The organism is Actinoplanes sp. NPDC024001 (genome assembly GCF_040638955.1).
Lineage (GTDB): Bacteria > Actinomycetota > Actinomycetes > Mycobacteriales > Micromonosporaceae > Actinoplanes.
Genome location: NZ_JBEZZB010000110.1, coordinates 1 through 24,483 on the forward strand (window position 1 = coordinate 1; position 24,483 = coordinate 24,483).

Consider the following 24,483-nt stretch of genomic DNA (forward strand, 5'->3'; position numbering starts at 1 on the left):
CGCACGACGTGAACCTGCTTCCGGCGAGGGCGTCGACGGCCGCCGGGTGACCCTGCCGGGGCACGTCCTGCACCGGCCGGCGCTGGGCGAAGCCCGCAGCGAGCGCCTGGTCGGGGCCGTGATGCTGCCCGGCTCGGCGGCGCCGCTGCCGCTCTCCGTGGAGGGCGGCTACTCCCGCGACCGGCTGCGGGTGTGGACGGCCGACGGCGAGTTCGTGCTCGCCGACCTGGGTGAGACGACCGGCACCCTGCCGCCGCTGGCCTGGTGGCACGCCCTGCGCCCGCGCGACGAGGCCGGCTCCGCCGCGCTGCGGGCGCTCGACGAGCAGACCGCAGCGGCGCTGCTCGCCGTCGACGACGCGGTGACCGGGACCGTCAAGGTCAAGGAAGCGGTCACGGCGAACATCGAGGCGCACCTGCCGCAGGTCACCGACGCGGTGCTGCGGTCCCGGATCGCCGAGGTGGTCGCCCGCGCGGTGCGGCTGCGCCGGCGCATCGCCGAGGTCCCTCAGCATCTGAAGGCCGGGCCGGCCCCGGCGCGGTCGGCCGTGCCGACGATCACCGACGCGGCGCTGCAGCAGGCGTGGAGCGGGCTGTGCGACTCCACGCGGACCTACTACAGCGGCCCCTCCGGCCCGCAGTTCCACGTCCTCGGTCAGGTGGCCGCGATCGGCGCCGTGCTGTCCGGCGTGCCGGCCGACCAGGTCACCGTGCCGAACTCCGGCGGCAACTGGACGGCGCTGCTCGCCGGTCTCGGCGCGGCCGCGCTGCGAGCCGCCTCCCCGGTCACCGGCGAGGCCGACCGGGAGGCGCTGGCCGTCTTCCTCACCACGATCGCCAAGACACCGCTGGCCGGCTCCCGGCTGCGCCTGCTGGAGATCACGCAGCAGCGGATGTCGGTGAACGAGCTGGAGCTGCAGCGTGCCGGGGAGCAGCTGACGGTGCTCTTCCCACCGTCGCGCCGGCAGTTCGTCCCCGGCGCGCAGCCGACCTGGCAGCGCACCGCCGTGCAGTTCGCGGCGGACGGGGCGTTCACCCCGCCGGCCGAGTCGACGGTGCACGAGGAGGCGTACCCCAGCGGTCGTCAGGACAGCGAGCGGCTGCGCGCCTTCGCCGCGCTGCTGCGGGAGCGCGGCCCCGCGCCGTGGCGGCCGGAAGCGGCCGAGGCGCTGGCCGCCGCCACCGGCATGACTCGCGCCGAGGCCGTCCTGCTGCTGGCCGGCCTGCCCGGCATCGACGCCTGGGAGGCGAACTTCCTCACCCCGGAGCAGCGCACCCGGCTCGGGCTCAGTGCCGCCCACGCCAAGGTCGCCAAGTCCGCGCTGCAGAGTCTGTCCCCGGCGCAGCGGGTGGAGCTGCTCGACGCGGCGATGCCGGTCGACCCGGCCGCGCTGTGGGAGCACGGCCCGGACGTCGCGGCGGTCACCGAGACGTGGATCCGGCTGCGCGGCCGCCGGGTCGCCGTGCCGGAAGAGCTGGTGGCCGCCCTCGACCGGGTCGTCGACAGCGCCCGCGCCGCCGACATCCTGCAGGTCATCGCCGCGCCGCAGGCCGGTGACTGGCTCAGCACCGACGGGCGCAGCACCTGCCAGGGCTATTACCACGTGCAGACCGTCGCCGACCGCGGCACACCGTTCGACCAGCGCTACCTGTTCGCGGCGGCCGCCGCCCTGCCGTGGCTCGGCTACCACCTGCGCTGGGACGACCCGCTGCGGGCAACGCTGCCGCAGGCCCTGCGCCTGGTCCGGGAGCGGCTGCGCAACCCCGGCCTGCTCACCGGTTACGGCGTGCACCCGCTGACCACCCGGCCGGAAGCCGGACCGGCCCTGGTCGACGGGAACAGCTACCACGACCACCTGACCTTCCACGTCGCGCCGGCGAGACTGAGCGGCGCCGACGACCCGGCGCTCGGCTTCATCGACCACGACACCAGGACCGCGCTGCGGACCCTGCTGTCCGGCTGGATCGACGAGGTGGTGTCCACGCCGGAAGGCGCCGCCGGCGAGCCGCGGGACCCGCGGGTCAGCGCGCCGGGACTGGTCGGCGAGGCCGGTGACCGGTTCGGGCTCGACGCCGCCGCGGCGGCGTACTACCTGCAGCTGCTCGCCCTGCCCGACCCGACCGACAAGGCCGTGCAGTCCTGGAACGGCTGGACGGCCACCCAGCTGCGCAAGGCCCGCGAGGCGCTGGTCGCGGCGGGGCTGGTGGTCACCGCCAAACGCGAACGCGCCGGGCGCCCGGTCTTCCTGCCCGGTGGCTGGCTGCCGGCCCGGGCGCCGATGCTGCCGGTCGAAGCCTGGAAACAGGAGCTGTACCTGCACAACGGCAAGCAGCGGGTGGTCACCCGGTCGCTGCCGCAGTTGTTCGCCGCGGCCTGGGCCCGGATCACCGCGGGCGACCTGCCCCGCTACCGCGACCTGGAGGAGAAGCCGTGACCACCGTCCGCCAGATCGACCCGCCGGAACACCGCTATGCCGAGGAGCTGGAGTTCCTCGCCGCCGCCGACACCGGTCCCCGCCCGCCGGGCTGGCGGCTGACGCCGCGGGCCGTGGTCACGTTCGTCGCCGGCTCCGGCGGGGCGCCCGTCGGCGGCCGGGTCATCGAGCCGAAATTCGTCGGCGAGCGGGCCCTGGTCGAACGCTGCGTGGTCACCCTCGCCGGGGAACGCGGCCTGCTGCTGGTCGGCGAGCCCGGCACCGCCAAGTCGATGCTGTCCGAGCTGTTCGCCGCCGCGATCTGCGGCACCAGCGCGCTGGCCGTGCAGGGCACCGCCGGCACCAGCGAGGACCAGCTGCGCTACGGGTGGAACTACGCGCTGCTGCTGGCCAAGGGGCCGACACCGGAGTCGCTGGTGCCCTCACCGATCCTCACCGCGATGACGACCGGCGCGGTGGCCCGGGTCGAGGAGATCACCCGCTGCCTGCCGGAGGTGCAGGACGCCCTCGTCTCGATCATGTCGGAGCGGCGGATCAGCGTGCCCGAGCTGGCCGGGAGCGACGACGCGGTTCGCCACGCCGTGCCGGGGTTCTGCCTGATCGCCACCGCCAACCTGCGCGACCGCGGGGTGTCGGAGATGTCGGCCGCGCTGAAACGGCGCTTCAACTTCGAGGTGGTGCCGCCGATCGCCGACCTGGACGCGGAGGTCGCGCTGGTCACCCGGCAGGCCAGAGCGTCGGTCGAACGCGGCGGGGCGAGCTTCGCCGTCGACGACGCGGTGCTGGAGACGCTGGTGACCGCGTTCCGCGACCTGCGGACCGGGCTCAGCGCCGAAGGCTGGGAGGTGGAACGCCCGTCGTCGGTGATGAGCACCGCCGAGGCGGTCGCGGTCGCCGCGTCGATCGGGCTGTCCGCGGCATACCTGCCCGGGCCCGACCCACTGTCACTGCTGCCCGGGCACCTGCTCGGCGTCGTGCGCAAGGACGATCCGGCCGACGCGGGCCGGCTGCTGGCGTACTGGGACGGGGCACTGCGCCGGCGGGCCGAGTCCGGGGCGCGGATGTGGCGGCAGCTGTGGGAACACCGGGACGTGCTGCGTGACTGACCCGCGCGAGCAGATCGAGCGGCTCGCCGGCGACGAGCGCATCCAGCTGATCGGCGTGCGCCACCACTCGCCGGTCCTGGCCGCCGCCGTCCCGGCGCTGCTCGACGCCTTCGCGCCGCAGACCCTGCTGGTCGAGCTGCCCGCCGAGATGCAGCCGTGGATCCGCTGGCTGGCCGACCCCGGCACGCTCGCGCCGATCGCCCTGGCCGCCGCCGGCGGCGACGGGCCGGTGGCCTTCTACCCGTTCGCCGACTTCAGCCCGGAGCTGGCCGCCCTCCGCTGGGCGCAGCGCAACGGCGTCCCGGTGGTGTGCTGCGACCTGCCCCTGTCCGACCCGGCCTGGCAGGGGCGGTCGGCAGCGCCGCGCGATCGGTCGCCCGGGTCTCCACCGGCCTCGCCGACCCCAGCGCATGCCTCGCCCGCTCCGCAACCCACCTCGCCCGGCCTGCTGCCTGCCTCTCCTGGCCCGCCGCCCGCCGCGCCCAACCCCGCACCCACCTCGCCCGGCCCGCTGCCTGCCTCTCCTGGCCCGGCGTTCGCCCCGCTCGGCGCGACGCTTGCTGAGGCTGTCCACGGCAGCCTGACCGGCCGGGCCGGCGACGACCTGTGGGACCGGTGGATCGGGGCGGGGTCCCCCGGCAGCCCTCCGGAGGCGGTCCGGCGGGCGGCCCTCGCGGCCGGCTGGGCACTGCGGCACGACGCCGAAGGTCGCGGCGTCGACCCCGTCGATCTGCGGCGGGAGGCATGCATGCGCGGCCACCTTCGTCGTACGGAAGGGCGTGTCACCGCCGTCGTCGGCGCGTTCCATGCGCCCGCGCTTCTCGACGGTCCCGCCATCGACGGCGTCGCCGGCTCTGCGGCACCTGTCATCTCACTCGTGCCCTACACGTTCGACCTCCTCGACGCCCGCTCCGGCTACCCGGCCGGCATCCGGGACCCGCGCTGGCAGCAGGCCGTCCTCGACTGCGGCGCCGACCCGGAACAGGTCCGCCTCGCCACCCACACGATCGCCGTCGAGGTGACCCGTGAGCTGCGCGCCCAGGGACGGCCGGCCGGACCCGGCGAGGCCACCGAGGTGGCCCGGCTGGCGACGGACCTGGCCACCCTGCGCGCGCTGCCCGCGCCCGGCCGCGGTGAAGTCGTCGAAGCCCTGCAGACCGTCCTGGCCCAGGGCGCACCGGTCGGCGCGGGCCGCGCCGTCGCCCAAGCCATGGAGGCCGTCCTGATCGGGCGCAACCGTGGCCGGCTGCCCACCGGCGCGCCCCGGACCGGCTTGCTCCCCGCCGTCGAGGACGAACTGTCCCGGCTGAAACTGCCCGGTCCCGGCCGGCCCGCCCAGCGGATCCGCCTCGATCCGCTGCGCTCCCCCACCGATCGCGCCCGGGAACTCGCCATCCGCCGGCTCGACGCCTGCGGCGCGCAATACGGCAGCATCGGAACGAGCGGCCCGGCCCTCGGCGGTGAGGCGCTCACGACCGCCTGGCGGGTCGAGTGGACACCGGCCACCGACGCCGCCCTCGCCGTCGCCGGGCTGCATGGAGTCACCCTCGCCCAGGCCACCGATGGCCTCCTCGCGCTGCGCCGCCGCCGGGAACTGACCGCCGGAGGCCCCACCGCCGACCAGGCGCTGACCGGCCTGGAACAGGCCGCCCACTGCGGCCTGCCGGCTCTCGCCGCGCTACGCCTGACCGACGTGCGCCAGGCCGTCTGCCACGGCGGCGGGGTCGCGCAGATCGTCGCCGCCCTGCACCTGCTCAACCGGCTCGACCGGGGACACGTCGCCGGCCTGACCGAGCCCCTCGACAGCGTGTCCGACGTCCGTGACGACCTGCACGCCGCCGCGGTCGCCGCCGTCGCCGGCCTGACCGGGTCAACTCGCGTCGAGGACGCCCGCGCCCTGCACGACCTGGTCCAGGCCGCCGACGAGGCCGGCCGGCTCCTGCGCCTCGACCACGCGATCCGCGCGCTCGCCCGAGACGGATCGCCGCTGATGAGCGGCGCGGCGACCGCGGTGGGCGCCCTGCTCGGCCACGACGAGCCCGGCGCATTCGGCCGGCGGCTCGCGTCCTGGGCCGACCTGCCCGCCGCGGAGAGCACCGGCCGGCTGCGCGGCGCCCTCAGCATCGCCGGCGCATTGCTGCAGGCCGGCGGCGACGTGCTCACGCCCCTGCTGGAGACCGTCGACCACATGACCGACGACGACTTCGTCCGGCGCCTGCCCGCCCTGCGCGGCGGTTTCGACGCGATGAGCCCGGCAGACCGGGACCGCCTGCTGCGAACGGTCAGCGACCGTCACGGCACTGTCAATCCGCAGCTACCGGCGGGCGCGGCGACGGTCGCCGGTTGGCTGGCGGCCGACCGGGCAGGATTGGCCGCGGTCCACGGTCTCGGCCTCGAATTGCCCGGCCTTCTCCCCGCTCCGAGCGCGGGAAGCGGCATCCCCACCGCGTCCAGCCCACCTGCCGAACGGCTGGCGGACGGCCTTGCCGGCGGCATCACGCCTGTGCAGCGGTGGCGGCTGTTGCTCGGGCGGGAGACCGACCGGCTGCCGGCCGAGCGGCGACGGCTCGCCACCGCGCTCGACGAGATCTACGGTGCCGGGCGGGGCGAGGGCGCGTACACCGTGGACGGCGGCGGCGCCGGCCGGGAACCGGCCTATCCGGAAGCGCGCGAGTGGGTGGACGACCTGGAGGCGCTGTTCGGCGCGGACGTGCGCGACGAGGTCCTGGCCCGCGCCGCGGAGCGCGGCCGGATCGATGCGGTGCTCGCGGCCGACCCCGCGCGGGTACGACCCTCGGTCGACCTCCTGCACGCCGTGTTGTCGCTGGCCGGAGGGCTGCCCGAAGCCCGCCTTGCCCGGCTGCGCCCACTCGTTGCCCGGCTCACCGCCGAGTTGACCGCCCAGCTGGCCCGCCGCATCCGGCCCGCGCTCACCGGGCTCGGCACGCCGCGGCCGACCCGGCGCCCGACCGGGCGGCTCGACCTGGCCGCCACCGTCCGGCGCAACCTGCACACCGCCCGAACCGGGGCGGACGGCCGGGTGCAGCTGCTGCCCGAGCAGCCGGTGTTCCGCAGTCCGGGTCGGCGCAGCGTCGACTGGCAGGTCGTTCTGCTCGTCGACGTCTCCGGCTCGATGGAGGAGTCGACCGTGTGGGCGGCGCTGACCGCCTCGGTCCTGGCCGGGGTTCCGGCGCTGCGCACGCACTTCGTGACGTTCTCCACGGAGGTCATCGACCTCACCGACCGGGTCAGCGACCCGCTGTCCCTGCTGCTGGAGATCCGGGTCGGCGGCGGCACCCACATCGCCGCCGGCCTGCGTTACGCCCGGCAGATCACCCTGGTGCCCCACCGCACCATGGTGATCGTGATCAGCGACTTCGAGGAGGGCTACCCGGTCGGCGACCTGCTCACGGCGGTCCGGACCCTGGCCGACGACGGGACCACCCTGCTCGGCTGCGCCAGCCTCGACGACAGGGGCCGCCCCCGGTACAGCGCCGGCGTCGCCGCGCAACTGGTCTCCGCGGGCATGCCGGTGGCCGCGCTCAGCCCGACCGAGCTGGCCCGCTGGATCGGGGACCAGGTCCGATGACGCTGCCTCCGGTCGCCGCCGCGGTCACCGCAGCCGCAGTCGCCGCACTGCCGGCCCGCCTGCGCGGCCGCCTCGACGCCGCCGTGGAACAGGCTCGAAGCTGGCCCGTGTCCCAGGTGGGCGACGCGGTGACGGTGTCCCCTGACGAACAGACGACGGTCACCCTCACCGCACGGGTAGCCGTCCCCGAGGACGCCGTGTGCAGCTGCCTGCTCGCGCCACGCTGCCTGCACCGCGCGGCCGTCCTGAGCAGCGCGCCGGTGCTTGCCGACGACCCAGATTCCACCGACCCGACGCCCCAAGCCGACCGAGCCACCCCGCATGCCCCGGACGAGCCAGCCGACGCCGAGGCCGGGCCGTCCTCGATCCAGGCGGCCGGCGCCGCACCGTCTCCGCTCAAGCCTTCCCGCTCGCCCTCGGCCGATGGCCGCCCCGCACCTACCAGCAGACAAGCCGAAACAGAGCTTTCCGGCTCCCGCCCGACCGGAGGCGACCCGACCGCGGCGGAGCCGCCGGAAGCCAACTCGACCGGCACAGGCTCGACCGGCCCAGAGTCGCGCAGCGAAGACGACAGCGCAGGCCCGCACAGCAACCGGCCGGCCGGGACAGGAACGCGCGGCGCAGGCCCGCGCAGCGCAGGCCCGCACAGTAACCGGCCGGCCGGGGCAGGAACGCGCGGCGCAGGACCGGCGGATGCGTATTCGCCGGTGGCCGCGGGGCAGCGGCGGGCGGCCGGCGAGTTGGCCGCGGGTGCGGCTGCGGTGCTCGCTTCCGGCATCTCCGGTGCGGGGGCGGTGGCGCAGGCGGATCTGCTTCGCGCGGTGCACCAAGCGCGGGCCGCCAAGGTGCACGCCCCCGCGGCGGTCGCGGTTCGGGTGGTGGAGCACCTTCGGGCGGCCCGGCGGGATGAGCCGGCATTCCGTCTGGCCGAGCTCGCCGACGACCTGCGTGATCTGCTGGCGGCCTGCCATCGGCTGGCGGCCGGGGACGCGACGGCGATCGGAGTTTCCCGCCGCGACTACGAACCCGTCGGTGACCTGCGGCTGCACGGGATCTTCTGCGAACCGGTCCGGGCCGCGACCGGGCACGCCGGCGCTGTCACCTACCTCGCGGATGCCCGCGGCCGCGTCTGGGTGGTCTCCGACGTCAAGCCGGCAGACCCGGCCGTTGCCGTCTCCGCCGTCCGGGCTTCGGTGGATCTCGGTGAGGTGCGGCTCAGCCATCGTGAGCTCTCGCGCAGCGGGCTGCTGGCGATCAACGCCCACGCGTCGGCGGCCGGCCGCCTCAGCCACGGCCGCGCCCGTCAGGCCGTGGCGGCTTCGGGCAGCGGCTGGTTCGCAGCGCCGCTCGACGCGCTCTGGCAGACCGGTCTGCCCGCCCAGGTCGACCGCTGGCTCGCTGCGGCCGATCTCCCGGCACAGGAGCGTCACGCCGGGCACGACCTCGCTTTCCTCGACGGCAACATTCTCGGCGCCGACCGCCGAGGGCTGCTCCTGGACATCCGAACGAGCCTGACCGCCGACCACCTGGCGGCGGCCGAGCCCGACAACGACGGGCCCGCCACGATGCCGGGCGGAATCGTCGTTGTGACCGCGCCGCTGGAGGACCCGGCACTGCCCTATGTGGCCAACCTCCGGCTGCTCGCCACCCACGCTGCTGGGCGGCCGGTGCGCCTCGTCGGCCGTTTCGCCGGGCCGCGGCGGGTGGCCGGCCTGGCCTTCGCCGCGCCGTGGCTGGCGGCCCGGCACGGCGGACACGTGGATCTGGGGGCCGGCCCGCTCAACCGCGCCGATCTGGAAGCTGACCCCACGCCACGACCGTTGGGCAACACCCCACCACCGGCAGCCGACCCTGGCCTATCCAGCATGGCTGGCCCGAGCATTCCCGAGGCCGACCCGGCCGCGCCGCCGCTGCACCTGCTGCGCCATCACCTCGAGCGCGTCGTCTCGGGCGGCCGGGCCGCGCTGCTGGCCGGGGTCGGCGAGGATGCGCGCCGCCTGAGCGACGCGCATCTCGGTGCCGCGGCCGCCGTCCTGGCCGGGCTCGGCGCGGCGGGAGTGCGCCGGACCAGGGACGTCTTCGGCCGCCTCGACCCGCACGACGTCCACCAGTTGGCGCGTGCCTGGTTGACGGCGGCCGTCTACGAGCAGGCCGCCACCCGCGAGACGACCCGGACCGCGTGGGTGTCCGCGCCGGAGTGGCATGAGCCGGCGGGGAGCCGCCGGTAACGTGCTTCCTCATGCTCATACGCGATGCTGTGCCGTCCGACTGGCCGCGGATCTGGCCGTTCTGGCAGGAGATCGTCAGCGCGGGTGAGACCTACGCCTGGGACCGGCAGACCCCCGAGGACGAGGCGCGGCGTCTCTGGATGGGACCCTCCGCGCGCGTCTTCGTCGTGGAGATCGACAGCGGCCCCACCAGCGAGACCGGCCCGGAAAGCCGGCGCATCGTGGCTTCCGCCTACGTCAAACCCAACTACGGCGGGCCGGCCGCCGCGGTCGCCAACGCCGGGTTCATGGTCGATCCGGCCTTCGGCGGGCGGGGAGTCGGCCGCCGCCTGGCCGAGCACGTACTTGGCGAGGCCAAGCGGGACGGCTACCGGGCGATGGTTTTCAACGCGGTCGTCGCCACCAACCCGGCGGTCGCCCTGTGGCGATCGCTCGGCTTCACCGTCCTGGGAACAGTGCCGGAGGCCTTCGACCATCCCGTGCATGGACCGGTCGGCCTGCACATCATGCACCGCATGCTGTAACCAGCCGCACGCCACGCGTCGATCTTCGAACGGCGCGGACTTCACGGGCATTGCCCGCTCAGCAGCAGAGGCACAACTTCTCCACCGCGCTGTTCAGCAGCGCCGCGAGATGGGCGACTAGCTACCGATCGGCAAACGCCGCAGGACGGCGGCCAACAGCCGATCAGCGGCGCCGCAAGGTGGCGGCCAGCAGCTGATCAGCGGCGCCGCAAGGTGGCGTCCAGCAACGCCGGAGGCGCGTCGAACTTCTCGTGCGCCGCCAGATCCACGCCCGGCGCGACGATCTCGTCGATCGCGTCCAGCACGTCGGCGGTGAGCACCGTGTCCGCCGCCGCCAGCTGGGACCGCAGGTGGTCCATCGTGCGCGGCCCGATGATCGCGCTGGTCACGCCGGGGTGCGCCATCACGAACCCGAGCGCGAGCTGGATCAGGCTCAGCCCGGCCTCGTCCGCGACTTTCACCAGCCTCTCGACCGCCTCGAGCCGGGCCCGGTTGGCGGGCACGCTGAGGTCGAAACGTTCCGGCAGGACCGCGGACCGGTGGGTGGTGATGTCCTGCCCTTCCCGCACCGCCCCGGACAGCCAGCCCGACGCCAGCGGGCTCCACGCCAGCACGCCCATGCCGTACTCCTCGGTGACCGGAAGCACGTGCGCTTCGATGCCGCGTTGCAGGATCGAGTAGCTGGGCTGTTCGGTGACGTACCGGCTCAGGCGCATCTCCCGGGCCGCCCACTGGGCCTGCACGATGCGGTAGGCCGGGAACGTCGACGACCCGAAGTAGCGGATCTTCCCGGCCCGCTGCAGGTCGGTGAGCGCCGACAGGGTCTCCTCGTCGCTGGTCCGCGGATCCCACCGGTGCATCTGGTAGAGGTCGACGTGGTCGACGCCGAGGCGCCGCAGGCTGTCGTCGAGCGCGGTGACGATCCACCGGCGTGACCCACCTTGCCGGTTGCGGTCGTCGCCCATCGGCATGGTCGCCTTGGTGGCCAGCACGATGTCGTCGCGGCGGCCGGCAATGGCCTTGCCGACGATCTCTTCCGATTCGCCGGCGCTGTACCGGTCGGCGGTGTCGATCAGGTTGATGCCGGCTTCGAGGGCGGCGTCGACGATCGCGGTGGCCTCGTCGACGGTGGTGCGCCCGATCGCGCCGAAGTTCATGGCGCCGAGGGCGAGGCTGCTGACCTGTACGCCGGTACGGCCCAGGGTGCGGTACTGCATGGCTGTTCCCTTCTGGCATCCTATAAGCGGAACCACGTTCCGGAAACCACGATACGGAACACGGTTCCGTTTAGCAACCGACGGAGGCCTTCATGACGGAGACGAAGAAACGCGCCGACGCCCGCCGCAACCAGCAGGCCCTGCTGGACGCGGCCGCCGCCGCCTTCGTCGCCTCCGGGGTCGACGTCCCGGTCCGCGACATCGCCGCCCGCGCCGGGGTCGGCGTCGGCACGATCTACCGCCACTTCCCCACCCGGGCCGACCTGATCGTCGCCGTCTACCGGCACCAGGTGGAGGCCTGCGCCGAGGCGGGCCCCGCACTGCTGGAGCGCAGCGCGACCCCGCACGCCGCCCTGGCCGCCTGGATCGACCTGTTCGTCGACTTCCTGATCACCAAGCACGGCCTGGCCGAGGCGCTGCAGTCCGACGACGCCGCGTTCCAGACCCTGCACGCCTATTTCCTCGACCGCCTGGTCCCGGTCTGCGCTCATCTGCTGGAGGCCGCCGCCGGCGAGATCGTCTCCGACGTGGACGCGTTCCAGCTGATGCGTGGCGTCGGCAACCTCTGCATCGGCGCCGGCGACCCGCGTTACGACGCCCGCCGCCTGGTCGCGCTTCTCGTCACGGGGCTGCGCACCCGCGAATCCGGCGGCGGCGCGTAGCCTGGGCAGAATGGATCAGTCGAGTACCGGCAGTGTCGTCGTCATCGGTGGGCACGGAAAGGTGGCCCGGCTGCTGTTGCCCCTGCTCGTCGACGCCGGCTATGAGACGACTGCGATCTTCCGCAATCCCGAGCACCAGGACGACGTGGCCGCTTCCGGCGCGTCCGCGCTGGTTGCGGACGTCGAGCGGCTCAGCGTCGAGGAGCTGGCCGAGTTGTTCACCGGCCACGACGCGATCATCTGGTCGGCCGGCGCCGGTGGCGGCAACCCGGCCCGGACCTATGCGGTGGACCGGGACGCGGCGATCCGCTCGATGGACGCCGCGCCGCGCGCCGGCGCGCGGCGCTACCTGATGGTGTCCTATTTCGGCGCGCGCATCGACCACGGCGTCCCGCCGGAGAACCCCTTTTATCCGTACGCGCAGGCGAAGGCCGCCGCCGACGCCCACCTCACGGGCACCCGCCTCGACTGGACGATCCTCGGCCCGAGCCGCCTCACCGACGACCCGCCGACCGGCCGGATCGAAACCGCCGAGCAGGGCGCGGTCGCTGGTTCGGTCGGCCGCGCCGACGTGGCCGCAGTGGTGCTGCGGGCGCTGCAGGACCCGGTGACGATCGGCCGCACCGTCCGGTTCAACGCCGGCGCCACCCCGATCGCCGAGGCCCTCAGCGACCTGCAACGGCTCTGACGTCAGGCCGGAGGCTCTGCGGTCAGCCGGCGCCGGTAACGCTGGAACGCGATCTTCTCGGTCAGCGCGATGATCGACACGATCGCTGTGCAGGCGATCCAGCCGAACAGCGTGAGCCGCCACCAGAAGGCGTGCTCGTCGTTCCAGCTGTGGTGCTCCTCGGTGAGCAGGACGATGGGCGTCCAGCCGAAGAACATGACCATGATGCTGAAGGTCCGCAGGCTGCTGATCGGGAAACTGTCGATCCTGCGCAACGTCGGGTCGTCCCACCGCGTGGATCGCCCGCCGCCGTCCGTGCCGGACGGCCAATCACTGGCGTCGTAGCTGTAATCCCCGTCACCGTCCACAGTCCACACGGTAACCACGGCCGTCCAGCGGGGCGGGAGCCCTCGAGGCTCCCGCCCGCCGGCGGCTACAGCCGGGCCAGGGCCTTCAGCGGGTCCTCCATCGCGTCGGCGACGGCACGCATGAAGCCGGCGGCTGCCCCACCGTCACAGACCCGGTGGTCGAAGACGAACGACAGCTGGGTGATCTTCCGTACGGTCAGCGCCCCGTCCACCACCCACGGCCGGTCGATGATCCGCCCCAGTCCGAGGATCGCGACCTGCGGGTGGTTGATGATCGCGGCACTGCCGTCCACCCGGAACGCGCCGTAGTTGTTCAGCGTGAAGGTGCCCGCGGTGAGCTCGCCCGGCGTGGACTCGTTGCGCCGCGCCCGGCCGGTCGTCTCCCGGATCGCCGCGTCCAGCTGGATGGCCGTCATGGTCTGCGCGCCCATCACGGCCGGCACCACCAGTCCGCGATCGGTCTGCACCGCGACGCCGAGGTTGATCTCGTCCAGTTCGACGACTTCCTGGCGTTCGGTGTCCAGGCGGGCGTTGAACACCGGGTACTCCCGCAACGCGGCGACCACGAACCGGGCGACGTAGGCGAGCAGCCCGGGGGCACCCGCGTCGCCGCGGGTGCGTTCGCGCAGCTCCCACAATGGGGTGGCATCGACGTCCACCCACACGGTGGCTTCCGGAATCTCCGCGCGGCTGCGCGAGAGCACCGTCGACACCGCCTTGCGGAAGCCGTTGAGCGGCACCCGCCGCTCCCCCGGCCCGGCCGCACGCGGCGCAGGCACCGACGCCGCCGAAAGCGACGCCGCCGGAGCGGCCGAAGGCGGCATCGCCGGAGCGGCCGAAAGCGGCATCGCCGGAGCGGCCTGAACCGCCGCCGCGGCGGCCATCGCCGCCTCTACATCCCTCCGGGTGATCACCGCGCCCGGACCGGTGCCCCGAATCGTGGACAGATCCACGCCGGCCCGCCGCGCGAGCCGCCGCACCAGCGGCGAAGCCACCAACGGCGCCCCGGCCACCGGAGCCGCAGCGACGCCGGCCGAAGCGGCAAGAGCAGGCGACGCAGGAACGACAGGCGAAGCGAGAGCAGGCGAAGCAGGCCCGGTAGGCGAAGCGGGAGCAGGAGCATCGACGGCACGTGAGGCGGCAGCGCGAGGACGCCGATGCCGGCGGGACCCGCCGGCGCCCGGCTTCGTGCCGTACCCCACCAGCACGTTGCCGGAGCCCTCGTCCGCATCCGCGACCGTGAGCAGCGGCGCCCCGACATCCAGGGTGGCCCCTTCCACCGCGTGCCGGGTCGCCACCCGGCCGGCGTGCGGCGACGGCACCTCGACCACCGCCTTCGCGGTCTCCACCTCCACCACCGGCTGATCGACCTGGATCTCGTCACCGTCCGCGACCAGCCACCGGACGATCTCCGCCTCGGTCAGCCCCTCACCGAGGTCCGGCAGCGTGAAGACGTGCGCGGTCACGACTCCTCCCATTGCAGGTCGTCGACGGCGTCCAGGATCCGGTCCACCGAGGGCAGCTGGAAGTGTTCGAGCTTCGGCGGCGGGTAGGGGATGTCGAACCCGGTGACCCGCCGGACCGGCGCGTGCAGCGAGTGGAAGCAGCGTTCCATCACCCGGGCCGCGATCTCCGAGGAGACGCTGGCGAACCCGGCCGCCTCGGCCACCACCACGGCACGCCCGGTCGAGCGCACCGCCGCGCACACCGTCTCGTCGTCGAACGGCACGATCGACCGCACATCGACCACCTGCAGGCTGCGGCCTTCCTGCGCGGCGGCCTCGGCCGCCTCCAGCGCGACCGGCACCGCCGGTCCGTAGGCGATCAGCGTCGCGTCGGTTCCGGCGCGGCACACCACGGCCTTGCCGATCGGGGGTACGGGTGACGCGAGATCCGCCTCGGCCCGGGAGAAGTACAGCTTCTTGGGTTCGAGGAAGACCACCGGGTCGTCCGACTCGATCGCCTGGCGCAGCAGCCCGTAGGCGTCCCCCGGACCGGACGGGGCGAGCACGTGCAGGCCCGGCGTGTGCGCGTAGTACGCCTCGGAGGAGTCGCAGTGGTGCTCCACCCCGCCGATGCCTCCGGCGTACGGCACCCGGATCACGATCGGCAGCCCCACCCGCCCCCGGGTCCGGTTGCGCATCTTGGCCGCGTGGCTGACCAGCTGCTCGAACGCCGGGTAGGCGAACGCGTCGAACTGCATCTCCACGACCGGACGCATGCCGTTCATGGCCATCCCGATCGCCATGCCGAGGATGCCCGACTCGGCGAGCGGCGTGTCGAAGCACCGCTGGTCGCCGAACTCCGCGGTCAGCCCGTCGGTGATCCGGAAGACGCCGCCGAGGGTGCCGACGTCCTCACCGAAGACGAGCACCGAGTCGTCGGCGTGCATCGCGTCGCGCAGCGCCCGGTTGAGCGCGCCGGCCATGGTGAGTTTCTCCGGCGCCATCAGCGCACCTCCCGGGCCAGCTCGTCGGCGACGAGCGCCTGCTGTTCCCGCAGCTGCGGGGTGGGTTCGGCGTAGACGTGCGCGAACAGGTCGCGGTAGTCGGCGGGCACGTCCGCGTTCAGGCCGGCCCGCATCCGCTCGGCGAGACGTTCGGCGGTTTCCGCGTACGCCGCTGCTTTGTCGTCGTCGAGAAGCCCGCGCCCCCGCAGATAGGTCTCCACGCGGGTGATCGGGTCCCGGGCGAGCCACGGGGTCACCTCGTCGTCGGTGCGGTAGCGGCCGGCGTCGTCGGCGTTGGTGTGCGCCTGCACCCGGTAGGTGTGCGCCTCGACGAGCTGCGGTCCCTCGCCCGCGCGGGCCCGCCCGACCGCGGCGCCGAGCACGCTGAGCAGCGCGGCCACGTCGTTGCCGTCGACACGTTCGCCCGGGATGCCGTACCCGATGCCCTTGTGCGCCAGCGACGGCGCCGCGGTCTGCCGGTCGAGCGGCACCGAGATCGCGTAGCCGTTGTTCTGCACGAGGAAGACGACCGGGGCGCGGAAGACGGCGGCGAAGTTCAGCGCCTCGTGGAAGTCGCCCTCGCTGGTCGCGCCGTCGCCGCAGATCGCCATCACCACCGTGTCCTCGCCGCGCAGCCGGGCCGCGTGGGCGACGCCGACGGCGTGCAGCAGGTGGGTGGCGAGCGGCGTGGCCAGCGGTGCCACGTGCGTCTCGGTGGGGTCGTAGCCGTTGTGCCAGTCGCCCTTGAGCAGGGTCAGCGTCTGCACCGGGTCGACGCCGCGGGCGACGACGGCCGCGGTGTCCCGGTAGGTCGGGAACAGCCAGTCACCGTCGGCGAGGACGTGCGCCGCGGCGACCTGGCAGGCCTCCTGCCCGTGCGAGGACGGGTAGACGGCCAGCCGGCCCTGCCGGACCAGCGCGTACGCCTGATCGTTGAATCGTCGGGCCGCAACCAGGGCGGCGAACGCGCGTACGAGTGCCTCAGAGTCGGGCAGGTCGTGGCCGACCTGCGGAACGGGGTCGCCGTCCGGGTCGATGAGCGTCACCGGCACCGTGGACGGCAGCAGGTGAGCTGCGTCACGTGTCATGAACGGATTCTGTTCCCCGTGCCAATTGAACGCCATATCCGGCGCAAAGCCGAGATAATGTTCCACCGACCGCCATGATTGGGGGCCGATCGTCCAACTTCGGGGCGGTGGCCGCCCCGCCGGCGAGACAGGTGGCCAGCGTGCTCGACGACACCGACCGGCGGATCCTCACCGAGCTCAGCCGGGACGGGCGGATGTCCATGCGGACCCTCGCCGAGAAACTGCACATCTCCCGGGCCAACGCCTACTCGCGGGTGTCCCGGCTGCAGGAGACCGGGGTGATCCGCGGCTACCACGCCGACGTCGACCCGGTCGCCGCCGGCCTGACCACCGCGGCGTATGTGACGCTCAACCTCCAGCAGGCCAACTGGCGCGAGGTCCTGGCCCGGCTGCACGCCCTGCCCGGCGTCGTCCACATCGGCCTGGTCGGCGGCGACTTCGACGTCATCCTGCTGGTGCGGGTCGCCGACAACACCGAGCTACGGCACCTGGTGCTCGACGAGATCCAGGGCATGCCGGGCGTCAACAGCACCCGCACCCTGCTCCTGTTCGAGGAGTCAACCCCCCGGACGTGACCGCGCCCGGGTCACCCCTGTCCGGCTTGCCGGTGCTCGGCCAGCTCCAGATCGATGAACGCGCCGATCATCGCCCGGTACACCCGCTCGATCACCTCCGGGGACGCCCCGGCCTCGGCCGCGAGGGCCCGCACCTTGGCGATCACCTCCTCGACCCGGGCCGGCGCCCGCACCGCCCGCTCATCGGTCTTGAACGCGGCGGCGGCACGCACCAGCCGCTCCCGGTCCGCCAGGCGGCGGACGACCTCGGCATCGATGGCGTCGATCTGGCGGCGGATGTCAGCGAGCGAACGGTCGGCATCGATCATGCCGATCATCGTGCCACTACGGCGTCGGCCGGGGTGATCCACCGGGGCGGGGCGCGGGCAGGGCCGCCAGGAGCGCGGGCAGGCCGGCCATGTCGGGGAAGGTGTGCGCCGCGCCGGCGTCCAGCAGGACCTGCGGCGGGTTGTGGGACAGGCTTCCCGGCGGGCAGTAACCGAAGACCGTCGCGCCGGCGGCCACGCCGGCGCGGACGCCGGTCGGGGTGTCCTCGATGACGGCGGTGCGGGCCGGGTCGACGCCGAGCGCGGCCGCGGCGGCCAGATAGACGTCCGGGGCGGGCTTGCTGCGGGGCGTCTCCATGCCGCTGAAGATCTTGCCGGCGAACACGGCGTCCAGGCCGACCTTGGCGAGCTGCAACTCGACCTTGTGCCGGTCGGCGCCGCTGGCGCAGGCCAGCTGGCCACGGTAGAGCCGGTCGACCTCCCGCGCGGCGGCGACCGCTCCGGGGATCGGCAGCAGGTCGAGCGTGAGGGCGTCGTTGCGGCGCTTACGGAACTCCTCGAGCCACTCGTCGGTCACGGTGAAGCCGGTGTGCGCGGTGATCACGGCGGTCTCGTCCCGCAGCGCCCGGCCGACGAAGAGCCGGAAGCAGTCCGCCTCGGACACCTGCCAGCCGAGTTCGTGCAGCATCAAACGGAGCACACCGTTCGTGATGTGTTCGGAGTCGACGAGCACCCCGTCGCAGTCGAAGAGCACGGCATCGAACGGCAGCATGGCGGTGACCATAACCATGGGTGAGCGCCGGCGACCATGACCAAGGGCACACCCGGCACCGCGGATCACCGGGCGAGCAGAGCGGCGATCAGCAGCATCACCGGCAGGCAGCAGAGCGTGGACAGGAACACGGCGTCGCGGACCAGCGTCACGCCGGTGCGGAACTGCTGGGCGTACAGAAAGACGTTCTGCGCGGTGGGCAGCGCCGCCAGGACGGTCACCGCGTAGGTCGCGGCGTGCGGCAGGCCGACGGCCTGCGCGAACAGGAAGGCCAGGAGCGGCATGACCGCGACCTTCAAGGCGACCGCGACCACCGTCAGCGGCCGGTCCGGGCCCGCCTCCAGGACCCAGCGGCGCGACAGCGACATGCCGAAGGCGAGCAGCACCAGCGGCACCGCGGCCTGGCCGAGCGCGCCGACCGGGGCGGCGAGCAGCGCGGGCACGCGCACGCCGGTCACCGACACCACGACGCCGGCGAGCACGGCGAGGATCAACGGATTGCGTACGGGGCCGGCCACGGCCGTGCGCCAGGAGGCACGGCCGGTCGCGGTCAGTTCCAGCAGCACCAGCGTGACCGGTGTGATCAGCAGCAGTTGCACCAGGATGATCGGTACGACCAGCGCGGCGTCCCCGAGCACGTAGGTGGCGATGGGCAGCCCGATGTAGTTGGCGTTGGTGTATCCGCCGGCCAGCGCTCCGAGGATCCGGGTGCCGGGATCACGCCGCCGGAACAGCAGCGCGAAGATCGCGAAGCAGAGCCCGGAAGCGAGGGCGATCACCAGCAGCGACCGGGTGAACAGCAGGGTCAGGTCGGCGGCCGCCACGCCGGTGAACAGCAGGCACGGGGCGAGCACCGTGTAGACCACCGCGCCGAGCACAGTCCCGGCGTCGTCCGGCAGCCGCCCCCAGCGGCCGAGCGCCCACCCGGTCAGCACGATCGCCGCGATGAGCGCGAACCCGGACAACGCCAAGATCATGAATCAGCACGGTAGACCCCTGCCAGCCGGCCGGACCAGCCGTCCAGGATGCGCTGCGGGTCGCTGCCGAGCACCCCGTCGAGCAGCGTCGCGTAGACGTCGCGGAAGTCGACCGTGTGTTTCAGGTCGCCGTCGTCGAGGTCGGTGAGGCTGGGCGGCTCGCCGTGCAGGCCGCCGCGGATGCCGTCGCCGAGCAGGAACATGTCGGAGGCGGTGCCGTGGTCGGTGCCGTCGGAGGCGTTGGCCCGGACCCGGCGGCCGAACTCGGAGTAGACCGCGACGACCACCCCTTTGCCGGCCATCCGGTCGGCGAACGCGGCGAGCGGCTCGTCCACCTTCGCCAACAGCGCCTGCTGGGCCTGTTTGCCGTCGGCGTGCAGGTCGAAGCCGCCCTGCGAGACCGAGTAGACCCGGGTGGCGGCGCCGGCCTCGACGCAGCGGGCGACCAGGGCGAGCTGCTGGTCCAGCGGGGGCGCGGCCCCGCCGGTGGCGGTCGCCGGGGTCTGCTCGTCGTCGGATTCGGTGTCGTCCCGCGTACCCTCGGCGACCTGTCTCATCAGGTCCTGCAGCCGCATCAGGTCGGCGAAGCAGGCCGCGGCGCGGGCCGCGGCGGGCGATTCGCCCGCGGCCGGCGTGCCGAGCTTGCTCAGCGTGGCGGGGGTGAGCCCGCCGGGCAGCTGGAGCACGCCGCCGGGGATGGTCGCGCCCGCGCTGACCGTGCCGGCCAGCAGCGGCGGCAGGACCGGTTCGAACGACACCGCCTGGCGCGGGTCGCCGCCGGTCGTGTCGAGCCAGCGGCCCAGCCAGCCGGAGGTGCCCGGCCGGTCCGGCTGCGCGGTCTGCCAGATGTCCATCGACCGGAAGTGGCTGCGGTTCGGCCGCGGATAGCCGACGCCGCGCACGATCGCGAGTCTCCCGGCGCCGTAGAGCCGGTGCAGCCCGGCCAGGCCGGGGTTCAGGCCGACGGTCTCGTCGAGTCTCAGCACCTCGTCCGGCTGGTAGCTGACGCCGGGGCGGGCCGCGGCGTAGGCCGGATCGGCGAACGGGATGACCGTGCCGAGCCCGTCGTTGCCGCCGTAGAGGGTGACCAGCACGAGAGTCCTCGCGGCCGGGTCACGGTCGCCGGCGGTGGCCAGGATCTCGTTGAGCCCGTAGGCGGTCGCCGCGGCTCCGGCGGCGACCCCGCTGGCGACCAGGAACCGGCGCCGGGTGATGGTGTCCATGACAGGTCTCCTCAGTGCACCGCGTACTCGGGGCTGGCCAGGCCGAGGGCGAGCAGCCGGCCCGGCTGTTTCACGCTGGTCAGCGCGTCGCGCGTCCGGTCGCTCCAGCCGTCGACGACCAGCAGGTCCGCCAGGGCCTCCAGCCGGTCGGCGCCGGTCAGCCGGTCCGCGGCGGTCGGCGCGAGCGCCGCCAGCCGCTGCCCGGCCCGCAGCCGGGCCAGCGTGGACGAGGTCGTCAGCCAGGCGGCGCCGACCGGCCAGCCGCCGACCGACGGCGGCCGCAGCGGCATCTGCCCGAGCGGGCGCAGCAGCTGCTCGGCCTTCACCTCCTCCATCGGTACGCCGAGCTGGCGCACCGCCCCGACCAGCCACTCGACGGGTTGCTTGACCAGCGTGCCGGCGGTCGCGGCGAACCCGGGATCGCGGCACACCGCCCCGAGCAGCGCGGTCGTGTCCCGTCCCGCGGCGGCCACCTGCGCCGACACCTCGGCCGGTGGCGCCACGCCCGAGCCGTAGCGCACCCACAGCCGCTGCACCAGGAACGGGACGTGGGCCTCGTGCCGCACCAGCAGGTCCGCGTACGAGTCGACGTCGAACGTGCCGGTCCGGCCGAGCAGGGTGACCGGCTGGTCGTCGTGGCGCCGCGCGACCAGCCGGGCGGTGCCGGTGGCCCGGTCGACCTGCCATCCGGTGAGCACCCGGGCGCCGGCTTTCACGTCGTCCTCGGAGTACGCGCCGACGCCCAGCGTGAACAGCTCCATGACCTCGCGGGCCAGGTTCTCGTTCGGCGCCTTGCGGGTGTTCTTCTGCCCGTCGAGCCAGAGGATCAGGGCGGGGTCGCGCAGCATCGCCCGGACCAGCGGCCCGGTGTCGCCGGTGCCGTACCGGCGGAAGGTCTGCTGCTGGGCGAGCATCAGCGGGGCGGAGCGCACCTTGCGGACGCTGGTCGCCCAGTGCCCGTGCCAGAAGAAGACCAGCTTCTCCGCCGCCCCGCCGCCGGCCATCCGCCGCAGCCACCAGCGGATCGTCTCGTCGACCTGTTCGCGCTGCGCCTTGCGGGCCTTCTGCCGGTCCGCGCGGGCGGCGTCCGGCCCGAGCGCGGCCACCGGGTCGGCGGCCGACGGCGCGTCGGCCGGTGGCGCGGCCGGGCGCAGCTGCGCCGCGAGGGTCGCGTCGTAGCCGGCCCGGACGCCCGCGTCCACCTCGGCCGAGGTCGGCCCGAACGTGAGCCGGCGAAGCAGGTGCGCCACCTGACGGCGATCGGTCATGTCCGGGAACGTAGCCCGTCGATGTAAGCGCCCGGTAAGGACGATGTCCGGGCCGCGTTCAGGCGGCGGCGCGCACCGTGGCGGACTCGGCCGGGCTGAGCAGGCCGGCGCGTTCCCAGCGCCGGGCGGTGGCGGCGACCGCCCGCTGGAAGGCGCGGCGGCTGGGGAACGGGGCGTCCGCCCAGAGCGCGTCGAGGAAGGTCGTGCCGGTGGGGTCGGCGATGGTGGTGCCGGAAGTCTCGTCGAAACCGGTACCAGGCGGGGTTGCCGTGCAGATCCCCGCCGGCGGCCAGGGTGGCGAGCTCCTCGGCGGTGAGCGCCCGGTCGACGAGGTGGAAGCCGTCGACGGCGCCTTTCCGCCCCGCGTCGCCGTACTGGGAGCGGCCGATCCAGTTGTTCTTCGGCGGCTCAAGGTCGACCTGGTCCAGGGTGAACGGCACGGCGCCACGACTTGGGAACGGGCAGGCCGTGGACGAGGGGCGGGGGCGGTGCCGCCGCGGCGGGTCCGGCGGGGACCACGAGGGTCGCGCCGGCCGCGGCGGCACCGTATTGCAGGAGCCGGCGGCGGGAGATCTCGGCGAAGACGTTTTCGAGAACTCAACCGCGCGGCAAATTCATGTCAGGAGGTGAATGCCTTGACCTCCAGCAGGCCGACCGAGCTCGTGCCGCTGGACTGCAGCACGACCCGCAGCCGGGTGGTGCTCACCGAGGTGAAGGTGACGGTCTGGTAGCCGTTCGCGGCCACCGGATAGCCGCTCGCGCCGGGCACGTCGGCGTAGGCGCTGCCGGTCCAGTGCTGCAGCTTCCAGGACGAGGGCAGGCGCACCCCGCCGGTGTCGTCGAAGAGGTAGACCTGGGCGCGCTGGAGCGTGACCGCGCTCGGCCAGGTCAGCTCCGCCCACTGCGAGCCGCTCTCCGGCCACGTACCCCAGCGAGGGTTGACCGTGTCGTTGGAGGACGCCGGGTCGAGGCCGTCGTTGAGCGCGGCCACCGACTCCCACGGCGAGGTGTACGACGCGGTCGCGCTTGCCGTGCGGGCCAGGTTGCCGGCGGCCGGCGGCGGGTTCGTGGTGCCGCCGTTGATCGCCAGCTCGGCGCTGGGGAACGCGCTGAACGACGGGTTGACGTCGGCCTCCCCGCCGCCGCCGTCGCAGCGCCGGTCCGGGTTGAACATCAGGTACGTGCCCGACCCGCACGCGAAGGCGATCTCGGCGTCCCCGCCGACCACCACGCTGCCGGACAGGTTGGCGCCGCTCTGGATCAGGGCGTTGTCCTTGACCACCGCGTTGCCGCCGACGGTGCCGCCGTTGACCCAGCCCAGGCCCTCGATCCGGGCGTTGCCGGTGACCGTGCCGGCCATCACCGCCGCCTTCGGGCCGACGTACGCGGTGGCGGCCACGTTCGCGTTCGGGCCCACCCAGCCGCCGCCGTTGGCGTGCCAGCGCCCGCCGTTGGTCGCGGCCGGCTTGACGTATCCGGGCTCGAACCCGGACGGCGTCGCCCCGGACACCCGGAACTCGTACGGGAACCGGCGCGCCTCGGGGTAGCCGTCCAGGAAGCCGTAGTGCGGCACCGCGGCCGGCGTGCCGGTGACCACCAGCCACACCTCGGTCTCCCCGCTCTGCAGCGGGAAGTCGATCTGACCGTCCGTGCCGGTGTGCAGGGGCGAGTAGCGCGGCGTGCCGCCCCGGACCGCGACCAGGCCGAACGTCCAGCCGGTGGCGCCGGTCTCGGCGTGCCCCTTGAGCCGCAGCTTGACGACCGCCCCGTCGCTCGACGGCACCAGCTTGATCTTGTTGAAGCCGTAGTCGGCGGGCGCCACCCGGGCGTTGATCCGGTAGTGGCTCTGCCCCTGGTCGACGGCCTCCACGTTGCCGCCGTTGTAGGCGTTGAGGAACCCGGCGCCGTAGACGCTGTTGAGGAACGGCATCAGCGTCGACCGGTTGCCGAAGTCGTAGGTGACCGTGCGGGTCGCGTACTCGCCGATCCGGCGGTTCAGCTCGGCCTGGGTGATCCCGGCGATCCGCCGGTAGGTTTCGAGGGGGTGCTCGGTGGTGCGGGCCTCGTTCCAGATCCGGTTGAACATGGCCAGGCCGTCACGGTCCTTGATGTACTGCGCGAGCATCCAGTTGCCGTAGTGGTGGCGGCTGGAGCTGTAGTACAGGTTCTCCGAGCGCAGCCACCGGGTCAGGTCGCCGGCCGCGGTGGTGGGCAGCGCCTGCATGGCCATGAACTCGGCGCTGGTCTCCCAGAACGTGCCGGCCGAGGCGTCGGTGAAGCCGTAACCGGAGCGGCCCAGGAACGTGTAGTTCTGGAACACGTGCGCCAGCTCGTGGGCCAGGCCCCAGGAGCCGGGCAGGGCCGCGCCGGGGGCGACGTTGATGACGCCGACCCGGCCGTCCACCGAGCCGCCCGTGGCCCAGGCGTTCAGCTCGGTGCGGTTCCAGGTGTTCGTGATGATCACAATGATCTTGTGCTGGGCCAGCAGGCCGGTCTCCGGCGTGAACTGCATGGTGCTGATGTAGAACCGGTACAGGTTCTCCAGCTGGGTGATGATGTTGTTCGGGTCGAAGGTGTAGGGCGACGGCGCGGCCGCCGGGTTGGTGCCGGACTTCTCACCCCAGAGCAGGATGAAGTTGTCCGACTCGCGGGTGCGGTTCGCGGCCCAGGGCACCTCGCCGGTCTGGGTCCAGCGAGCGGGGATGTAGACGGTCTTGGCGGCCGCGGACGCCGTGTTCATCACCTGCGGGACCAGGGAAACACCGGTGAGCAGGGTGAGTGCGGCCGCAACGACGAGCAACAGCCGTCGTGTTCGGGCGCGGGCAGGCTGCATGGTGGGGACTCCATTTCCCGGCAGCCGTTGGGGGACGCCTGCCGGATAGCCGGACATCTATGTCGCGCGGCCCACCCTCGCGTACGAAAACGTTTTCGGCAAGACCCGGCTCGACGGCCCTGAGCTGCGGTGCGCTCCACACCGTCACCTATCACGGCGGCAGTTCCGGAAGTTTCGAAGAGGCTGCTGGCACGCGGACCAGCCTCCATGACTCTCTGATGAGTTCGGAAGTTTCGC

The 24,483-nt window shown here is 73.6% G+C and carries 20 protein-coding genes; 8 read left to right on the forward strand and 12 right to left on the reverse strand.

Annotation, left to right across the window (positions count from 1 at the left end; all coding sequences use genetic code 11):
• The 5 genes from AB0F81_RS33670 to AB0F81_RS33690 form a co-directional block, all read left to right on the forward strand.
• A partial coding sequence (locus AB0F81_RS33670) for a hypothetical protein (protein WP_360203791.1) occupies positions 1 to 2,434 on the forward strand: 2,434 nt, incomplete at its 5' end.
• Positions 2,431 to 3,540, forward strand: a complete 1,110-nt coding sequence (locus AB0F81_RS33675) for an AAA family ATPase (RefSeq protein ID WP_360203793.1) — start codon at positions 2,431 to 2,433, stop codon at positions 3,538 to 3,540. The genes AB0F81_RS33670 and AB0F81_RS33675, both read left to right, overlap by 4 nt.
• Positions 3,533 to 7,129 carry a DUF5682 family protein gene (locus AB0F81_RS33680; protein ID WP_360203795.1) on the forward strand — a complete coding sequence of 1,199 codons (3,597 nt, stop codon included), beginning with the start codon at positions 3,533 to 3,535 and terminating at the stop codon, positions 7,127 to 7,129. Before AB0F81_RS33675 ends, AB0F81_RS33680 begins: the two co-directional genes overlap by 8 nt.
• 707 nt (positions 7,130 to 7,836) lie before the next feature.
• Positions 7,837 to 9,357, forward strand: a complete 1,521-nt coding sequence (locus AB0F81_RS33685; RefSeq protein WP_360203796.1) for a hypothetical protein — start codon at positions 7,837 to 7,839, stop codon at positions 9,355 to 9,357.
• A gap of 11 nt (positions 9,358 to 9,368) precedes the next feature.
• Positions 9,369 to 9,881 (forward strand): N-acetyltransferase, encoded by a 513-nt coding sequence (locus AB0F81_RS33690; protein ID WP_360203798.1) that lies wholly within the window; start codon positions 9,369 to 9,371, stop codon positions 9,879 to 9,881.
• A 197-nt stretch (positions 9,882 to 10,078) separates the two neighbouring features.
• Here the strand turns inward: AB0F81_RS33690 and AB0F81_RS33695 are convergent, their stop codons facing one another.
• The gene (locus tag AB0F81_RS33695; RefSeq protein ID WP_360203800.1) at positions 10,079 to 11,098 is read right to left on the reverse strand and encodes an aldo/keto reductase; all 1,020 of its coding nucleotides are present in this window, start codon (positions 11,096 to 11,098) and stop codon (positions 10,079 to 10,081) included.
• Between the two features lie 92 nt (positions 11,099 to 11,190).
• On the opposite strand from AB0F81_RS33695, the gene AB0F81_RS33700 reads away from it, so the two are divergent.
• A complete protein-coding gene (locus AB0F81_RS33700) occupies positions 11,191 to 11,760 on the forward strand; it encodes a TetR/AcrR family transcriptional regulator (protein WP_360203802.1) in 570 nt (189 codons plus the stop codon).
• Between the two features lie 10 nt (positions 11,761 to 11,770).
• A complete protein-coding gene (locus tag AB0F81_RS33705) occupies positions 11,771 to 12,448 on the forward strand; it encodes an SDR family oxidoreductase (RefSeq protein ID WP_360203804.1) in 678 nt (225 codons plus the stop codon).
• Between the two features lie 2 nt (positions 12,449 to 12,450).
• Here AB0F81_RS33705 and AB0F81_RS33710 read toward each other — a convergent pair whose 3' ends face one another.
• The 4 genes from AB0F81_RS33710 to pdhA all read right to left on the reverse strand — a co-directional run bounded on the left by AB0F81_RS33710 (position 12,451) and on the right by pdhA (position 16,332).
• Positions 12,451 to 12,795 (reverse strand): hypothetical protein, encoded by a 345-nt coding sequence (locus tag AB0F81_RS33710; protein WP_360203805.1) that lies wholly within the window; start codon positions 12,793 to 12,795, stop codon positions 12,451 to 12,453.
• 65 nt (positions 12,796 to 12,860) lie between these two features.
• Positions 12,861 to 14,261, reverse strand: a complete 1,401-nt coding sequence (locus AB0F81_RS33715; RefSeq protein WP_360203806.1) for a dihydrolipoamide acetyltransferase family protein — start codon at positions 14,259 to 14,261, stop codon at positions 12,861 to 12,863.
• Positions 14,258 to 15,244, reverse strand: coding sequence for an alpha-ketoacid dehydrogenase subunit beta (locus tag AB0F81_RS33720; protein ID WP_360203808.1), 987 nt, complete (start codon positions 15,242 to 15,244; stop codon positions 14,258 to 14,260). Before AB0F81_RS33720 ends, AB0F81_RS33715 begins: the two co-directional genes overlap by 4 nt.
• The gene (gene pdhA, locus AB0F81_RS33725; RefSeq protein ID WP_360203810.1) at positions 15,244 to 16,332 is read right to left on the reverse strand and encodes a pyruvate dehydrogenase (acetyl-transferring) E1 component subunit alpha; all 1,089 of its coding nucleotides are present in this window, start codon (positions 16,330 to 16,332) and stop codon (positions 15,244 to 15,246) included. The genes AB0F81_RS33720 and pdhA overlap by 1 nt, the downstream gene beginning before the upstream one ends.
• A 140-nt stretch (positions 16,333 to 16,472) precedes the next feature.
• Here pdhA and AB0F81_RS33730 point away from each other — a divergent pair, with 140 nt between their 5' ends.
• A complete protein-coding gene (locus tag AB0F81_RS33730) occupies positions 16,473 to 16,907 on the forward strand; it encodes an Lrp/AsnC family transcriptional regulator (RefSeq protein ID WP_360203812.1) in 435 nt (144 codons plus the stop codon).
• Positions 16,908 to 16,918: 11 nt separating this feature from the next.
• Here the strand turns inward: AB0F81_RS33730 and AB0F81_RS33735 are convergent, their stop codons facing one another.
• From AB0F81_RS33735 to AB0F81_RS33765, 7 genes are all read right to left on the reverse strand, one after another.
• Positions 16,919 to 17,215, reverse strand: a complete 297-nt coding sequence (locus AB0F81_RS33735; RefSeq protein WP_360203814.1) for a chorismate mutase — start codon at positions 17,213 to 17,215, stop codon at positions 16,919 to 16,921.
• 16 nt (positions 17,216 to 17,231) lie between these two features.
• Positions 17,232 to 17,945 (reverse strand): HAD family phosphatase, encoded by a 714-nt coding sequence (locus AB0F81_RS33740; protein ID WP_360203816.1) that lies wholly within the window; start codon positions 17,943 to 17,945, stop codon positions 17,232 to 17,234.
• 65 nt (positions 17,946 to 18,010) lie between these two features.
• Positions 18,011 to 18,922 (reverse strand): AEC family transporter, encoded by a 912-nt coding sequence (locus AB0F81_RS33745; protein WP_360203817.1) that lies wholly within the window; start codon positions 18,920 to 18,922, stop codon positions 18,011 to 18,013.
• A complete protein-coding gene (locus AB0F81_RS33750; protein ID WP_360203818.1) occupies positions 18,919 to 20,145 on the reverse strand; it encodes a DUF1501 domain-containing protein in 1,227 nt (408 codons plus the stop codon). Before AB0F81_RS33750 ends, AB0F81_RS33745 begins: the two co-directional genes overlap by 4 nt.
• A gap of 11 nt (positions 20,146 to 20,156) precedes the next feature.
• Positions 20,157 to 21,413 (reverse strand): DUF1800 domain-containing protein, encoded by a 1,257-nt coding sequence (locus tag AB0F81_RS33755; protein ID WP_360203820.1) that lies wholly within the window; start codon positions 21,411 to 21,413, stop codon positions 20,157 to 20,159.
• 58 nt (positions 21,414 to 21,471) lie between these two features.
• On the reverse strand, positions 21,472 to 21,825 hold the full coding sequence (locus tag AB0F81_RS33760; RefSeq protein WP_360203822.1) for a hypothetical protein: 354 nt from the start codon (positions 21,823 to 21,825) through the stop codon (positions 21,472 to 21,474).
• 207 nt (positions 21,826 to 22,032) lie between these two features.
• Positions 22,033 to 24,246, reverse strand: coding sequence for a DUF6055 domain-containing protein (locus AB0F81_RS33765; RefSeq protein WP_360203824.1), 2,214 nt, complete (start codon positions 24,244 to 24,246; stop codon positions 22,033 to 22,035).
• Positions 24,247 to 24,483 lie beyond the last annotated feature (237 nt).

Coding starts and splice junctions, on each gene's coding strand:
- AB0F81_RS33720 (WP_360203808.1), bottom strand. CDS start 15,244: ATGGCGCCGGAGAAACTCACCATGGCCGGCGCGCTCAACCGGGCGCTG.
- AB0F81_RS33745 (WP_360203817.1), bottom strand. CDS start 18,922: ATGATCTTGGCGTTGTCCGGGTTCGCGCTCATCGCGGCGATCGTGCTG.
- AB0F81_RS33750 (WP_360203818.1), bottom strand. CDS start 20,145: ATGGACACCATCACCCGGCGCCGGTTCCTGGTCGCCAGCGGGGTCGCC.
- AB0F81_RS33690 (WP_360203798.1), top strand. CDS start 9,369: ATGCTCATACGCGATGCTGTGCCGTCCGACTGGCCGCGGATCTGGCCG.
- AB0F81_RS33735 (WP_360203814.1), bottom strand. CDS start 17,215: ATGATCGATGCCGACCGTTCGCTCGCTGACATCCGCCGCCAGATCGAC.
- pdhA (WP_360203810.1), bottom strand. CDS start 16,332: ATGACACGTGACGCAGCTCACCTGCTGCCGTCCACGGTGCCGGTGACG.
- AB0F81_RS33695 (WP_360203800.1), bottom strand. CDS start 11,098: ATGCAGTACCGCACCCTGGGCCGTACCGGCGTACAGGTCAGCAGCCTC.
- AB0F81_RS33755 (WP_360203820.1), bottom strand. CDS start 21,413: ATGACCGATCGCCGTCAGGTGGCGCACCTGCTTCGCCGGCTCACGTTC.
- AB0F81_RS33765 (WP_360203824.1), bottom strand. CDS start 24,246: ATGCAGCCTGCCCGCGCCCGAACACGACGGCTGTTGCTCGTCGTTGCG.
- AB0F81_RS33740 (WP_360203816.1), bottom strand. CDS start 17,945: ATGCTGCCGTTCGATGCCGTGCTCTTCGACTGCGACGGGGTGCTCGTC.
- AB0F81_RS33700 (WP_360203802.1), top strand. CDS start 11,191: ATGACGGAGACGAAGAAACGCGCCGACGCCCGCCGCAACCAGCAGGCC.
- AB0F81_RS33705 (WP_360203804.1), top strand. CDS start 11,771: ATGGATCAGTCGAGTACCGGCAGTGTCGTCGTCATCGGTGGGCACGGA.